The sequence below is a fragment of the Azospirillum baldaniorum genome, from assembly GCF_003119195.2.
Lineage (GTDB): Bacteria > Pseudomonadota > Alphaproteobacteria > Azospirillales > Azospirillaceae > Azospirillum > Azospirillum baldaniorum.
The window spans coordinates 150,247-165,446 of the sequence record NZ_CP022254.1 but is presented as its reverse complement, the minus strand read 5'-3'; the positions used below and the strand labels follow the sequence as shown (position 1 = coordinate 165,446).

8 protein-coding genes are annotated in these 15,200 nt (G+C 70.4%); 5 read left to right on the top strand and 3 right to left on the bottom strand.

Translation table 11 applies throughout. The annotated features are described in order from the left end of the window. The first annotated feature begins 290 nt into the window (after positions 1 to 290). From Sp245p_RS15080 to Sp245p_RS15070, 3 genes are all read left to right on the top strand, one after another. Positions 291 to 1,088, top strand: coding sequence for an N-acetylmuramoyl-L-alanine amidase family protein (locus Sp245p_RS15080; protein WP_014198648.1), 798 nt, complete (start codon positions 291 to 293; stop codon positions 1,086 to 1,088). 63 nt (positions 1,089 to 1,151) lie between these two features. After that, on the top strand, positions 1,152 to 1,838 hold the full coding sequence (locus Sp245p_RS15075) for a BON domain-containing protein (RefSeq protein WP_165359981.1): 687 nt from the start codon (positions 1,152 to 1,154) through the stop codon (positions 1,836 to 1,838). 23 nt (positions 1,839 to 1,861) lie between these two features. Next, entirely contained in the window at positions 1,862 to 3,247 is a 1,386-nt protein-coding gene (locus Sp245p_RS15070) for a tetratricopeptide repeat protein (protein ID WP_014198646.1), read from the top strand. 17 nt (positions 3,248 to 3,264) lie between these two features. Here Sp245p_RS15070 and Sp245p_RS15065 read toward each other — a convergent pair whose 3' ends face one another. Continuing rightward, positions 3,265 to 4,554, bottom strand: coding sequence for a tetratricopeptide repeat protein (locus Sp245p_RS15065; RefSeq protein ID WP_014198645.1), 1,290 nt, complete (start codon positions 4,552 to 4,554; stop codon positions 3,265 to 3,267). 153 nt (positions 4,555 to 4,707) lie between these two features. Between Sp245p_RS15065 and Sp245p_RS15060 the strand changes: the two genes are divergently transcribed. Further along, complete coding sequence (locus tag Sp245p_RS15060) at positions 4,708 to 8,301, top strand: tetratricopeptide repeat protein (protein WP_014198644.1); 3,594 nt, start codon at positions 4,708 to 4,710, stop codon at positions 8,299 to 8,301. Between the two features lie 225 nt (positions 8,302 to 8,526). Beyond that, the gene (locus Sp245p_RS15055; RefSeq protein WP_014198642.1) at positions 8,527 to 8,709 is read left to right on the top strand and encodes a YdcH family protein; all 183 of its coding nucleotides are present in this window, start codon (positions 8,527 to 8,529) and stop codon (positions 8,707 to 8,709) included. Positions 8,710 to 8,792: 83 nt separating this feature from the next. Here Sp245p_RS15055 and Sp245p_RS35750 read toward each other — a convergent pair whose 3' ends face one another. After that, positions 8,793 to 14,765 carry a tetratricopeptide repeat protein gene (locus Sp245p_RS35750; RefSeq protein ID WP_246119782.1) on the bottom strand — a complete coding sequence of 1,991 codons (5,973 nt, stop codon included), beginning with the start codon at positions 14,763 to 14,765 and terminating at the stop codon, positions 8,793 to 8,795. Then, positions 14,762 to 15,190 (bottom strand): flagellar biosynthesis repressor FlbT, encoded by a 429-nt coding sequence (locus Sp245p_RS15035; RefSeq protein WP_014198639.1) that lies wholly within the window; start codon positions 15,188 to 15,190, stop codon positions 14,762 to 14,764. Before Sp245p_RS15035 ends, Sp245p_RS35750 begins: the two co-directional genes overlap by 4 nt. Positions 15,191 to 15,200: the final 10 nt, after the last annotated feature.

Genomic DNA, 15,200 nt, shown 5'->3' with positions numbered 1-15,200 from the left:
CCACCTCCCGAGCTTATTTCTAAAATTTTAGCGCTTTCGGCCATCATCATCAAGGAATTCTTGGAAAGAGTCGAATCTTCATAGGGTGGCGACGCCCTCCATGATGGCTTGGCCGCGACAATTGGCGGAGCTAACCCGGCCGGCCTTGACAACCCTTTTGCGCGTCCCCATTGGTTAACGCTCACACCTTGGGCTCAACCTCAGGCCTGTTCGGGCCGGACGCCGCCTTTCCGATCGCGCTCAGGACTTTTGGTTTCGGCGGCCCCAACTCCTTGCGGAATCAGGGGCGAATGGAACGCAGACGTCTTCTCCAGCTGGCGCTGACCGTCCCCCTCGCCGGGGCCGGCGCCTTGCTGTTCCCGCACGCCGCGGGCGCCCAGACCAAGCCCCGCCCGGCTTCGCGTCCGCGCATGGTGGTGCTCGACCCCGGCCACGGCGGCATCGACCCGGGCGCCATCGGTGCGCGCGGCACCCAGGAAAAAGAGATCACCCTGCACATCGCGCAGGAGGTCGGGCGCCTCCTGTCGCGGCAACACAAGCTGGGGGTGACTCTGACCCGCGACGGCGACCGCTTCCTGGCCCTGGGCGAGCGGGTGGACGCCGCGCGCGCGGCGCGGGCCGACCTGTTCGTGTCCATCCACGCCGACAGCGCGCCCAACCGCGAGGCCCGCGGCCTGTCCGCCTACACCCTGTCCGAGAAAAGCTCCGACTCCTTCGCCGCGGCGCTGGCCCGCAAGGAGAACGCGGTGGACCGGCTGGGCGGCGTCGACGTGAAGGATGCCAAGAAGGCCGTGAAGGAGATCCTGCTCGACCTGACGGCGCGCCACACCAAGCACGCGGCGCTGGTGGCCAGGCATGCGATCGTGAAGGGGGCGGGGAAGGAGATGCTGCTGCTCGACAACCCGATGCGCTCGGCCAACTTCGCCGTGCTCAAGGCGCCGGACATCCCGTCCGTTCTGCTGGAGACCGGCTTCCTGTCGAATCCGAAGGACGAGGCGATCCTGCGCGACCCCAAGGCGCGGCAGAAGATCGCCCGCGTTCTCGCGCGCGAAATCGCCGGGCTGGTGACGCGCGCGCCCTTTGCCTAGCCCGGATTCCTTCGCGCTCGCAGCGAGTGAAACATTCGTGCATCACCCCGGGACAAAACCACGATGAAGCCTGACACTCCCAAGATTCCCCATTGCCAACGCACCTGCGGCATGACTTTTTCCGCCCGCCCGCTCTTTCGGCGGGCCGGGGATCGGAGGCAGAGCGTGTCGGGGTTTGGCCGCCTTTGGGCGCTGGTCGGGATGGCCGCTGTCGCGGGTCTTGCGTCTGGCTGCGCGCCTGTCGTGCTGGGCGCCGCCGGGGGCACCGCCGTCGTCGCGGCCAGCGAGCACCGCGGCCTGTCCGGCTTCGCCTCGGACACCGAGATCAAGGCCCGCATTAACCATCTGTGGTTCCAGCATTCGCTGGACATGCACAGCCGCATCGGCCTGACGGTCGACCAGGGCCGCGTGCTGCTGACCGGCCGCGCCACCGACGCGCAGATGCGCCTCGACGCCGTGCGCCTGTGCTGGCAGGTGGAAGGCGTCAAGGAAGTCATCAACGAGATCCAGGTGGACACCGATTCGGGCATCATGGACAGCGCCCGCGACACCTGGATCACCACACAGCTGCGCACCAAGCTGACCTTCGATTCACAAATTCATAGCCAGAATTTCAGCATCGATACCGTCAACGGCGTCGTCTATCTCATGGGTCTGGCCACCCACCAGGGCGAGCTCGACCGCGTGATCGAGCACGCCCGCACGCTGCCGAACGTCCAGCGTGTCGTCAACTACGCCCGCGTCCTCTAGCGCACCAGGGTCTCCGCACCGCCATGGCCATCCTGCCCGCCCCCGCCCGCCGTCTTGCCGCCTCCGCCGCCATGAGCCTGCTCCTGGCGCTGGCGGCGTTCACCGTGGCGGCGGGGGGCGTCGGCACCCCGGCGATGGCGCAGCAGCAGCCGCTGCCCGACCAGGGGCCGGCCAACCGCCTGTTCGTCCAGGCGATGCAGATGATCCGGCAGGCGGACAACACCTACGACATCGCCGAGGAAAGCCGCTTCCTGAAGGAGGCGGACCGGCTGCTGAACGAGATCGTCGTCAAGTATCCGGACAGCGCGCTGGCCGTCCAGCTCGTCACCAACCAGTTCGTCGGCGACTTCGACTTCTTCGAATTCCGCTCGCGCATCCGTTCGCTGGTGTGCAACGAGCCGATGACCTCGCTGTGCTTCCTGCACCGGGTGGCGGAGATGCTTCCCCCGGTGGAGACGCCGATCACCGCCGCCCGCTGGGACTGGCTGTCGCTGGCCGTCGCCTACAACACCATCGGCGATACCGCGCGGGCCAAGGAGATCATCGCGCCTTTCGTCAGCGCGGTGCGGCGCGGCGCGGCGTCCGACGGGGCCGGCCAGGACTTGTTCGTCGCCCGCGCGCTCGCCCTGATGGGGCAGAACCAGCTCGCGCTCGACATCACCCGGCAGATCCCGGAATGCTCGACCCGCATCTACAATCTCGCCGACATCGCCAAGGCGGCGGCGTGGCGCGGCGACATGGCCCTGGCCGGGCAGCTCGCCGAGGAGGCCAAGGCCTACGCCACCGCCCGCAACTGCAGCTGGGAGCTGGGTCTGGTCGCCCAGACGCTGCTGCGCGCCGGGAAGGAGGGCGCGGCCCGCACCCTGTTCCTGAACACGGTGGAGACGCAGTTCTCCAAGTTCCGCGAGACCAAAACCGACTGCTGCCCGCCGGAGCTGGCCGTCGCCGCGGCGGAGCTGGGCGACACCAATCTGGCGCTGGGCCTGCTGCGCACCGTGCAGGACGAGAATCCCTGGACGATCCCGGCGGTGCTGGGCCGCATCGCCCGCCGCTCCGACGCCTCGGTGGCGCTGTCCTACGCCGAGCAGGTGCAGGACCTCGACATCCGCGGCGAGGCCCTGGCCGAGCTGATCGAGGCGGCGCTGAAGCGCGGCGACCCGACCAGCGCCAACGAGCTGATGAAGCGGCTGACCCGTCTGGTGGACGATTCCGCCGGCCGCCGGCCCGGCCTGCTCGCCCAGAAGGCCAAGGCGGAGAAGGTGATGTACGGCGACGACCGCTGGCGCAAGAGCTTCCAGGGCTCGCTCAACGCCGCGGACCGGGCGAGCAACTTCGTCCGCCGCGATATCGGCGCTCCGCTGCTCGCCGCCCTGGTGCGGATCGAGACCGGCCTGCCGATGCTCGACTGAGGTTGGCGGCGGCCCCGTCAGGGCCGCGTTGCCAGCACCACCAGCCCGGCCACCGGCGCGCCGCTCTCATGGCGCAGGGTGTCCGGAGCAAGGCGCAGGATGGTCAGCCCCGCCGCGCTCAGCCCGTCCCGCACATGGCCCTCCGTATGGGCGTAGCGGCCGTGCGGGCTGACCCGCCAGGGCGCCCCGCCCTCCTCCAGCCGCTCCACCGTGAAGGCCAGCCGTCCGCCGGGACGCAGCGCCGCGGCGGCCTGCGCCAAAATTCCGTTCAACGCGCCGAAATAGCAGAGCACGTCGGCGGCCACGATCAGGTCGAAGGCCGCCGGGCGTTCCGACAGGAAGGCGCCGAGTTCCGCCTCATCCAGCGCGTCGTACAGGCCATGGGCGGCGGCGCGCTCCAGCATGCCGGGGGAGAGGTCCACCCCGACCAGCCGCCGGGCAGAGCCCCGCAGGAAGGGACCGCACAGGCCGGTGCCGCAGCCGGCGTCCAGCACATCCAGGCTTGAGTCCTGCACAATTCCCACGTTGCTCAACGCCTCCGCGAGCAGCGTCGGCGCGCGGTAGCCCAGCTCGCCCAGCAACTTGTCGTCGAACTCCCCGGCGAACAGGTCGAACACCTGCCGGACATAGGCGTCGGACGCCCGTTCTTCGGCGTCCAGGCCGGCGACGGCGGCGCCGATATGGCGGGCCACCGGATGGTCGGGATGGTCGCGCAGCCAAAGCCGGGCGAACCGCGCCGCCTCCTCGTGCCGTCCCTCCTCGTGAAGCAGGTAGAGGGCGCCGGACAGGTTGTCGTGCGCCTCGTCCCACGCAGGCCGCAAGGCCAGCGCGCGGCGGTAGGCGGTGGCGGATTCGGTCAGCCGCTCTCCGTCGCGCAGCAGATTGGCGAGGTTGTTGAACGCCTCCGCATAGGCCGGTTCCTCGGCCAGCGCCCGGCGGAAATGCCGCTCCGCCGGCGCCGCGTCGCCCGCCGCCTTCAGGGCGGAGGCCAGATTGTAGTGGACCAGCGGATGGTCGAGGCCGCAGGCCAGCGCCTCGCGGTAGGCCGCCACCGCTTCCTCCGCACGGCCCAGGGCGCGCAGGACATTGCCCAGGTTGTTGTGCGCCTCCGCGAAGCGCGGGTTCAGAGCCAGCGTGCGGCGGTAGGCGGCTTCCGCCTCCGCGGCCAGCCCGTCCGAGGCCAGGGCGTTGGCCTCGCCATAGAGGCGCATCGCCTGAGCGGCCAAACCACCCAGCCTCCCCACGCCACGGGCGAGCAGGCCCGGACGCGGCGACGGGGAACGGGGCGGATCGCTCGGCTCGGACACGGAACGGCTCCTGAATGGGACATGGGCTAAACAGCATCTTTACCGGGAACCGGTGAACATGGCACTCCCTTCCGGCAACAGACCGGCGGCAACAGACCGGCGGAATGCCCCGCAACCCGGGGCCGGATCGGGCAGACGGAAAAGGCGAACCTCATGAACCAGCCCCCCGACCAGGCTTCGCCGACGACGCCCGACGCCCTCGCCGCCCGGCTCGGCCGCGCCGTCGACCACCATCGGGCGGGACGGCTGGCCGATGCGGAGCGCGACTACCGCGCCGTCCTGGCCGCCGACCCGCACCACCCCGACGCGCTGCACCTGCTGGGCGTGCTGGCGCTCCAGGCCGGGCATCCCCGCCCTGCCGTCGAGCTGATCGAAGAGGCGATCCGGCAGGCCGGTGGCGTCGCCGACTACCACGACAATCTGGGAAGCGCGTTCGCCGCGCTGAACCGTCACGCCGAGGCGGCGGACGCGCACCGCATGGCCGCCGCCCTGAATCCCCTGTCGGCCCAACCGCGCCACAATCTGGGCAACGCCTTCCAGGCGCAGGCGCTGCCGGGATTGGCGGCGCTGGCTTTCACCGCGGCGGTGGAGATTGAGCCCGGCTACGTCAAAGCTTGGTACAATCTTGGCAACGCGCTGCGCGCCCAGAACCGCCTGGACGACGCCTTGCGCGCCTTCGCCCGCGCCGCGGTGCTGGCCCCCGCGATGGTCGAGGCCCACACCAATTTCAGCGACGCGCTGAGCGCCGCCGGGCGGTTGGACGAGGCGCTGGCCCAAGCCCGCGCCGCGCTGCGGCTGCGGCCCGACGACCCGAAGGCCCACCACAATCTCGGCACCGCCCTGCAACGCAAGGGCGCCTACGAGGGCGCGGAGATCGCCTACCGCGAGGCGCTGAAGCGCGCGCCCGACAATCCGGTGACGCTGAACGATCTGGGCAGCGTTCTTCTGAAGCTGGGGCGCCCCGCCCAGGCCGAGCAATGCTTCCGCAAGGTGCTCGGCCGGAACCCGCACGCCGTCGAAGCCATCCACAATCTCGGCAACGCCCTTCGGGCGCAGGGGCAGTTCACCAAGGCGGAAGCCTGCTACGAGGAGGCGCTGGCCCATGACCCAAACCTTGCCAGCGCCAGCGACAACCTCGCCGTCATCGCCCTTCTGCACGGACGGCTGGAGCGCGGCTGGGAAGGCTACGAACGGCGCTTCGCCGCCGGCCGGGTTCTTCCCGACCGGCGGATCGACGCACCGCGGTGGCGGGGCGAGGGGCTGCGCCGGCGCCGTCTGATGATCTGGCGGGAACAGGGAATCGGGGACGAGATCCTGTTCGCCTCCTGCTATGGCGATGTCATCGCCTGGGGCGGCGGGCCGGTGACCATCGAGACCGACCCGCGGCTGGTCAGCCTGTTCGCCCGTTCCTTTCCGCGCGCGACGGTGCGCGCGGAGACGCTGGATGCCGAAGGGCGGGAAACCATGGTTCCCCCCGACGCCGACCTCCAGGTTCCGGCGGCCAGCCTGCCCGGCCTGTTGCGGGGAACGCTCGCCTCCTTCGACCAGTTCACGCCCTGGCTGAAGCCCGATCCGGCCCGCACCGCCCTGTGGCGGGACCGGCTGGATGCCCTGGGGCCGGGTCTGAAGATCGGAATCGGATGGCGCAGCCAGTTGGCGACGCCCGAGCACAAGGGCGCCTACACCACGTTGGACCAGTGGGCGCCGCTGTTCGCGCTGACGGGAATGGTGTTCGTCAATCTGCAGTATGACGACTGCGCGGCGGAGATCGCGGCGGCGGAGGCGCGCTTCGGCGTGACCATCCACCGTTGGGACGATCTGGACCTGAAGGACGATTTCGAAGCAGCGGCGGCCCTGACCGCCAATCTGGATCTCGTCATCACCCCGGCGATGGCGGCGGGCGAACTGGCCGGCGCCTTGGGCGTGCCGGTGTGGCGCTTCGGGCACCGCGACTGGACGCAGCTCGGCACCGGTGTCCGCCCCTGGTTCCCGACGATGCGCCTGTTCCAGCCACGCCCGGGCGAAACCTTCGACGAGGTGCTGGCGGGCATGGCACGCGGCCTGGCCGCGATGCGGCCCGCTCCGGCTCCTGTTCCCGACCGCGCGGACACTCTCCCCCCGGCCCCGCCATCGCCATCGCCCGCCGCCGATCCGGAAGCCTTGCTGAACCACGCCATCGCCCTGCACCGGGCGGGGCGGCTGGACGACGCCATGGCGGCCTATCGCGCGGTCCTCGATCTGGCGCCACGGCACGGCGACGCCCTCCATCTTCTCGGCCTGACCCAGCATCAGGCCGGCCAGCACGCGGAGGCGGAGCGCAACATCGCAGCGGCGCTCCGGACCGATCCGGATTTCCCCACCGCCTGGAACCACCTGGGCCTCGTCCGGCAGGCCATGGATCGTCCGGACCAAGCCCTCGCCTGTTTCCGCCGGGCGATCGCGCTGCGCCCGGATTTCCCCGAAGCGATGACCCACATGGGGTTGAGCATGAACGGGCCGGAGCGGCTGGCCGAGGCCAAGCGCTGGCACCGGCGGTCCATCCATCTGGCACCGGCCAATCCGGCGGCCCACACCAACCTGGGCTTCGCCTGCGAGGTGGAGGGACGCTTCGACGAGGCTGCGGCCCATTACCGGCGCGCGCTGACCTTGCGGCCGGACTCCGCCGACACCCTGAACAACCTGGGCACACTCGCCAAGATGGCGGATCGTCCGGCCCTCTGCCGGCATTTCCTCGACCGCGCCCTGCGGGTGGCCCCCGGACTGGCGCTCGCCGCCTGGAACGTCGGGCTGCTGGCCCTGGCGGACGGCGACCTTGTCACCGGCTGGGCCGGCTACGGGCGGCGTTTCTCCGCCCGCCAGCTTCAAAGGGCGCGCCGCATCGCGCTGCCCGTCTGGAATGGGGAGCCTCTGCACGGGCGCCGCCTGCTGGTCTGGCCGGAGCAGGGGCTGGGCGACGAGATCCTCTTTGCCTCCGTCTTCGGCGACCTGAAGGACAGCGGCGGAACCGTGGTCCTGGAATGCGATGCGCGGCTGGTGTCCCTTTACGCCCGCGCCTTCCCCTGGGCGGTCGTGCGGGCGGAGTCCCTCACCGCCGATGGGCGGGAGCGGTTCGACCCGCCGGACTGCCACCTGCAGATCCCCGCCGGTTCCCTGCCCGCCATCCGGCGGGACCGGCTGGAACGCTTTCCTGTCCGCCCGTCCTTCCTGTCCCCCGATCCGGAGCGGGCTGCCCTCTGGCGGGAACGGGTGGAGGCGCTTGGCCCGGGCCTGAAGGTGGGCATCAGTTGGCGCAGCCAGATCATCACGGCGCATCGCGAAGGCGCCTACACCCGCATCACCGACTGGCTGCCGCTGCTGGAGGTGCCGGGTGTCCGTGCCGTCAACCTGCAATACGGCGACTGCGCCGCCGAACTGGCCTCCATCGAGCCCGACGGCGCGCAGCGCGTCCATCGCTGGGACGAGCTGGACCTCAAGAACGATCTGGAGGGGGTGGCGGCCCTGATGGCGGCGCTCGACCTCGTCATCCTGCCCGCCACCGCCGCCGGAGAGTTGGCGGGTGCCCTGGGGGTACCGGTCTGGCGGCTGGGTGGTCGGGACTGGACCTGGATGGGCAGCGGCGCGCGGCCCTGGTTTCCCACCCAAAGGCTGATCGCCCCGCTCCCTGGCGAGACCTCCGCCGATATGGTCCGCCGCATCGCCCGGATGCTGGCCCGGATGGCGCCAAACCATATCTCTAAAGAGTTATGACTTGGCAAGAAAAATCAATCTTTTGGTATAATCCCGCAACGAATGGCAAGAGGCAGTCCTATGCGGCGGATTGTCCTACTCCCCATCGTAAGGGGCGGTCACTCCCCGTCTTTGGAGTACTAGGACAAAAGTTTGGGGTTGTTTGGCGGCACGGATGGGTGAACACTATGGTTTCCGGCCTGCCGGACTTGGCAGGAGCCGGTTCGATCTGACGGAGAGCAGCCCATGCACACTGATGCTCGCCTATCTTCCTTGCAGGAAAAGCACCTGCGTCTCGACCGCGCCATCCTCGACGAGGAGAAGCGTTCGTGGCCTGACGAAAGTGCCATCAAGCGGATGAAGCTTGAGAAGCTCCACCTCAAGGAAGAAATTGATCGCTTGGCAAGAACCAGTCACAGGGTGAATTAGCACCCTTCCGGATCGATCCGATTCGTAAAGTCGGGGGCGGCGGACGGTTCGCTCCCGGCTTTCTTTATCAAGTGCCCGCGATATCAAGTGTCCGCGTTGCCGCGCCAGGCCGCGGCACGAAACTCGGCCAAACGGCGTGCGATCGTCGGCAAGGCGCCCGACGCCGGCTGTCCCGGCGGTGCGGTGATCAGCGCCATGGTCGGGAACCAGGGCCGCGCCCCAGTGCCGAGCGCCGTCCAATCCCCCTGCAACCCGAACCGCCAGACCGGCACGCCCAGCCCCCCCGCCAGTTCCCCCACCGAACTCGCCGGCGTGATGACGAGGTCGAGCGCCGTCATCAGGGCCGCCACGCCGTCCAGGTCGTCCTTCAGATCCAGATCGCCCCAGCGGTGGATGGTCACCCCGAACCGGCGCTCCGCCTCGGCGATCTCGGCGGCGCAGTCGCCGTATTGCAGAGTGACGAAGATCGCTCCCGGCACCGCGAACACCGGTCCCCACGCGTCCAGCGGGGCATAAGCTCCGCGGCGCTCCGCCGTCATCAGACCACTGCGCCACGCGATTCCCACCTTCAGGCCGGAGCCGAGCGCGTCCACCCGCTCCCGCCATTGGGCGGCCCGCTCGGGGTCGGCGGTCAGGAAGGACGGGCGCGATGGAAAGCGGTCGAAGCGGGGCCGCAGCCAGCGCGGCAACGATCCCATGGCGACATGGCGGTCGATTCCGGCGCAGGGCGCCTCGGGGTCCGCAGGGGCCGGTCGCCACTCCGCGCGGGGAAAGGACCGCGCGAACAGCGGCACCAGCCGCCGGTCACACTCCACCACCACGGCGGCGGCCCGCGCGATCAAGTCGTCCAGGCAGCCGGCGAACAGGATTTCGTCACCGATCCCCTGCTCCGCCCAGACCAGAAGGCGCAGGCCGGCGGGGTCCTCCCCCTCCCAGGCCGGGACGGCGACGGCACGGGCGGCACCGGACAGCTCACGGGCACGGAAGCGCGCGTCATAGCCGGCCCAGCCCGCTTCCAGTCTGCCGCGGGCAAGATCCAACAGGCCGAGATTGAAGGCTGCCGCCGGGTGCCCCGGTTCCACCCTCAGGGCGCGGCGGCACCAGCGCTCCGCCGCTGCGGTCTCGCCCCGGTCGCGCAACAGCCGCCCCAGATTGGCCAACGCATCTCCTTGCGCCGGCGCCAGGGCGAGCGCACGGACCAGGGTCCGCCGGGCCTCATCCAGCCGTCCCGCCCGGCGGAGCGCCACCCCAAGGTTCAGCCAGCCGTCCTCGCGTTCCGGGGCCAGGCGCAGGGCATGGCGATGGCGCTCCTCGGCCGCCTCCAAGGCGCCAAGCCGGGTCAGCACCGCGCCCCAGTTGTCGTGCGCCTCCGCCAGCGTGGGGTCGGCCAAGGTCGCCCGCCGGTGGGCCTGCGCCGCGGCGCGCAAATCATGCACCGCTTCCAGCGCGTTGCCGAGGTTGGTCAGTGCCGCCGCGGCGCCCGGTTGCAGGGCGAGCGCCAGCCGGAATCGGCGCACCGCCTCCGGCGCACGGCCAAGCGCCATCAGCACGGTCCCCAGGCTCGACTGGGCGGCCCCGTAGGCGGGCAGCGCGTCCAGGGCACGGGCGATGCGCCCCGCCCCCGCAGCGGAGTCGCCGGACTGGTGCGCCAGCAATCCCGACAGGTGGAGCGCGACCGGGTGGTCCGCCCGCGCCGTCAGCACACGCTCGTACAGCGGAGCCGCCTCGGCCAGCCGCCCGTCCCGATGATGGGCGGCGGCGGCTTCCAGCAGGAGGTCCGGGTCGATCGCGGCATCCCCACCAGTTGGCGGTTCGTCGTCCACCGGCATGAGCCGGCGCAGCGTGATCGCCATCCGGCCCGTCACGGCGTCCAGCCCTTCGCCGGGGCGCGGCTGGAAGAGTCGCATGGACGGGAACCAGGGACGGACACCGGTGCCGAGCTGCGTCCAGTCGCGGTGCCCGAACCGCCACACCGGCACACCCAGAGCGCCGGCCAACTCGCCGGAGGAGACGGCAGGGGTGAGGACGAGATCCAGATTGGCGGTCAGGGCCGCCGCGCCCTCGAAATCATCCTTGAGATTCAGGTCGTCCCAGCGGTGGATGGTCACGCCGAAGCGTGCCTCCGCCGCCGCGATCTCCGCCGCGCAATCCCCGTACTGCAGATTGACGAAGACCACGCCCGGCACGGCGAACAGCGGCGCCAAGGCGTCGAGCGTGACGTAGGCGGCCCGCCGCTCCCCGTCCATGATCTGGCTGCGCCACGCGATGCCGACCTTCAGTCCCGGCCCCAGAGCGGCCAGCCGATTCCGCCAGCGGTCCAGGCGTCCGGGCTCAGGCACCAGCCAGGGCTGGGCCGGGAACCGCTTCCAGTCGGAGCGCAGCAACCGCGGCAGCGACGCGGCGGCGACCTGCACGTCCACGTCGCGCGGCTCCACGGTCGGCGGACGGACCGTCGCTCCGGGGAGGGAGCGCGCGAAGAGCGACACCAGACGGCGGTCGCATTCGACCACCAGATGCCCGGCGCGGCGCAGCAGATCGGGATAGCAGGAGGCGAAGAGAATCTCGTCGCCCACCCCCTGCTCCCGCCAGACCAGCAGGCGGGCGGAGGCGATGTTCTCGCCGCGCCAGGGCCGCACGGCGAAGCGTCGCTTCTGGTCACGGAACTGGGGGGTGTCGAAGCGCCAGTCATGCTCCGCCCATCCGGAGCGAAGCTCTCCCTGCTCCAGAAGCAGGAGCGACAGGTTGTAATGAGCGGTCGGCAGCGCCGGATTGATCCGGATGGCTTCGCGGTAGGCGGCGATGGCCTCGGCCGGGCGCTGCCGCCGCGCCCAGTGCATGGCGAGATTCGCCTGGGCCTCCGCCATCTCCGGCGCGCGGCCAACCGCCCGGCTGTGGCAGGCGAACGCCTTCTCGACGCGCCCCAGCCGGTCGAGCGCGCTGCCCCGGTGGCTCCAGGCGATGGCGGCGTGCGGTGCGGTCACGGTGGCGCGTCGCAGCAGCCGCTCCGCTTCTGCGGGCTGATCGGCCCTCAGGCGGAGCGCGCCGAGATTCACCAGCGCGTCCACCTCCGACGGCGTCAGGGCTAGCGCCCGGCGATGACTCCGCTCCGCCCCGGCCCGGTCCTCGCGCTCGGCGAGCAGGTGCCCCAAATGGGTGTGCGCCACACCGAGCGACGGGCGGATCCGCAGGGCGCGCCGCGCGCAGGCCTCCGCTTCGTCGCCCGCGCCGCGCTCCCGCAGGAGGGCGGTTCGGTTGAGCCAATGCTCCGCCGCGTCCGGACGGAGAAGGACGGCGTTGCGTTGCGCCGCCAAAGCGGAATCGTGCCGGCCGGCCGCCTTGCACGCATCGGCCAGCGCGGCATGGGCGGCGGCGTTGTCGGGATCGGCCTTCACCGCAAGAGCCAGCACCACCGCCGCCTCCCCGGCATCGCCCTGGCGAAGCCGCAGAATCCCCAGGAGATGGAGGGCCACGGGATGGTCCGGAACGGAGTCCAGCGCCGCCCGGCATTGATCTTCCGCATCCTTCAGCGCCCCGGCGCGGTAGCCGGCGACGGCCTCGGCGACCAGTGGAGCGACATCCACGGGGGCCGCGGGCGGGCGGCTTGTGACGCCCTCAACCGGCCGTGCCAAGCCGCGCAGGGTTTGGGCGATCCGCGCCATGACAGCGTCCAGCGTCTCGCCGGGGCGCGGCTGGAACAGGCGCATCGTCGGGTACCAGGGGCGAACGCCGGTGCCGAGTTGCGTCCAGTCGCGGGCGCCGATGCGCCAAGCCGGCACGCCCAGGGCTCCCGCCAGTTCACCGGTGGACACGGCGGGCGCGATGACCAGATCGAGCGAGGCGGTCAGGGCCGCCGCGCCTTCGAAGTCGTCCTTGAGATTCAGGTCGCTCCAGCGGTGGATGGTCACGCCGAACCGCGCCTCCGCCGCCGCGATCTCCGCCTCGCAGTCGCCGTATTGAAGATTGACGAGCACCACTCCGGGAACCGCGAACAGGGGCTCGAACGCTTCCAGAGTGATGTAGGCGGCCTTTCGCTCGGTGGTCATCAACTGGCTGCGCCAGGCGAAGCCGATCTTCAGCCCCGGCCCCAGGATGGCCAACCGCTCCCGCCAGACGGCAAGGCGTTCCGGGTCGGGGACCAGCCAAGGACGGGGCGGGAAGCTCGCCAGGTCGGGACGCAGAAGACGCGGGAGAGCGCCCGCGGCGATGTGGGCGTCGCCATCCGGAGAAACCAAGGTCTCCGTTCCGTGGGGAGCCGCGGCTTCCCCCCGGACGGTGGCCCAGGGAAAGGAGCGGCTGAACAGGCTGACCAGCCGAGGGTCGCATTCCAGGACGACCTGACCGATCCGACCCGCCGCCACCCGATCCGCCAGGGCGGGATAGCAGGAGGCGAACATCATCTCGTCCCCCACCCCCTGCTCGCGCCAGACCAGAAGCCGGCGGACGGTCGCCGCGTCATCCCGCCAGAGCGGCGCCCCGATGGTGCGCTCCGGATGCCCCTTGGCCCTGAACCGGTCCTGATAGGCCTCCCAGCCCTCCGACAGATTGCCGCTCGCGAGGCTGACCAGGGCGAAGTTCAGCCGCGCCGCAGCCAGGGTCGGGTCGATGCGCAGGGCGCGGCGCAGGGTTCGCTCCGCCTCCGCAACGCGCGTCGACTGCCATTGCAGCATGCCGAGGTTGGCATAGGCTTCCGCGTGCCCCGGATCGATGGACAGGGCGCGCCGATGCGCGGCCTCCGCCTCTTCGTTCCGTCCCAGCACGTTCAAGGCAAGACCCAGGGTGGTCCGCGCGATGGCACTCCGCGGGGCCAGGCGCACCGCACGCCGGTGCAGGCGCAGCGCGCCCTGCCAGTCGTCCCAGTCCTTGAGGACGTTGCCGAGGTTGGTGTAGCTGTCGGGATAGTCCGGCTGAACGATCAACGCCCGCCGGTACAGCGCCTCGGCCGCTTCCGCCCGTCGCGCGACCCGGCGGGAGTTGCCGAGATTGTTCAGGGCCTTGCCATAGTCCGGCTGAATGATCAGCGACCGCCGGAAGACACCGGCGGCGGCCTCCGGCCGCTCCACGCCGTCAAGGCCGGTGCCCAGGTTGTTGAAGGCCACCGCATCGGTGGGACGCAAAGCGATGCACGTCCGCAGCACCCTCACCGCGGCGGCGTGGTCCCCCAGATCAAGCAAGGCCACGCCGAGATTGTTCCACGCCCCCGCCAGCAGCGGGTCCTGGAGCAACGCCTCTCGATAGCGGGCGACCGCCTCCGCCAGCCGTCCATCCCCCTGCAGCGCGCTGCCCAAATGGAAGAGCAGGCGCGCGTCCCGGCCCGTGTCGGCATCCACCGCCGGAGCCAGAACCGCCACCGCCTCGGCGAAGTCGCCGCGCTCGTTCAGAAGCGTCCCCAGATCCCGCGCCACCTCGCGGTCCGTCGGATCATCGGACAGGGCGCGGCGCAGGCACAGCTCCGCGTCCGAATGGTTCAGGACGCGCAGCACGAGCGCAAGGCTGCGCCAGGCCTCGGCATGGTCCGGCTGGGCCTGGACCACCCGGTAGAAAGCCAAGGCGGCCTCGTTCAGGCGACCGCGGCGGCGAAGGAGCACCGCCAGATCGAAGCGGGTCGCGGTGCGCCCGGGATCGGCGCGCAGCGCCGCCTCGTAAGCGGCGATGGCGTCGTCGATCCGCTCCTGCGCCTGCAGAAGCAGACCGAGATTGCCGAGCGCTTCCGCATAGCCGCCCTGAAGCGCGATGGCTCGACGATAGGCGCGGGCCGCGTCGTCCGGACGGCTCCGGTCGGCCAGGACGTTGCCCAGGCTGTTGTAGGCGGCGGCGAAGGACGGATCGATCGCCAAGGTCGCCCGGAAGCACGCCGAGGCTTGCGCAGCCTGACCGGCCTGATAGGCGGCGATGCCGGACAGGTGGCGGGCATCGGTGTGGGATGGGTCGGCGGACAGGATGCGGCTGTAGAGTGCCCGTGCCTCGTCCAGATTCCCCGCGCGATGCTGTGCGATGGCGTCGGTCAGAATGTCGTCCGCCGACCGGCCCTCCCAACCCTGCAGGTCCGCTTCGATCACGGCGCCGGATCGACCGCCGGGCTGTCCGCTGCACCGTCGGCGGCGTTGGATGACGCTTCGGACCCGCCCTTGAACATCTTCCGGCAGATTTTCAGGGCGCGGTAATGGTTGCGCGCCTCGACCAGCCGTTCGATCTCATCAAGGTCATCCCGGCAATCCGGCCGGGCTTCGCGCGTCTCGGCCAGAATGGAAGCAAAGCGTTGCAGGTTGAGCACCGCATCTTCCGGAAAGATATAGATGAGCTGAATGACGAAGTAGAGCTTCTTCTCGATGCAATCGATCTGCTCTTCCTTCAACACCTCTCGCCCACGAAGGAAGTTGGCGGTGTTGTAGAGGAAGAAAGAGCCGGGACGATCGCCGGCCCCGATGACCGCACCGTTGATGATGACCTTTTCATTGGGGCGGAGAACGAACTTCAGAGGCATGAAACGAACC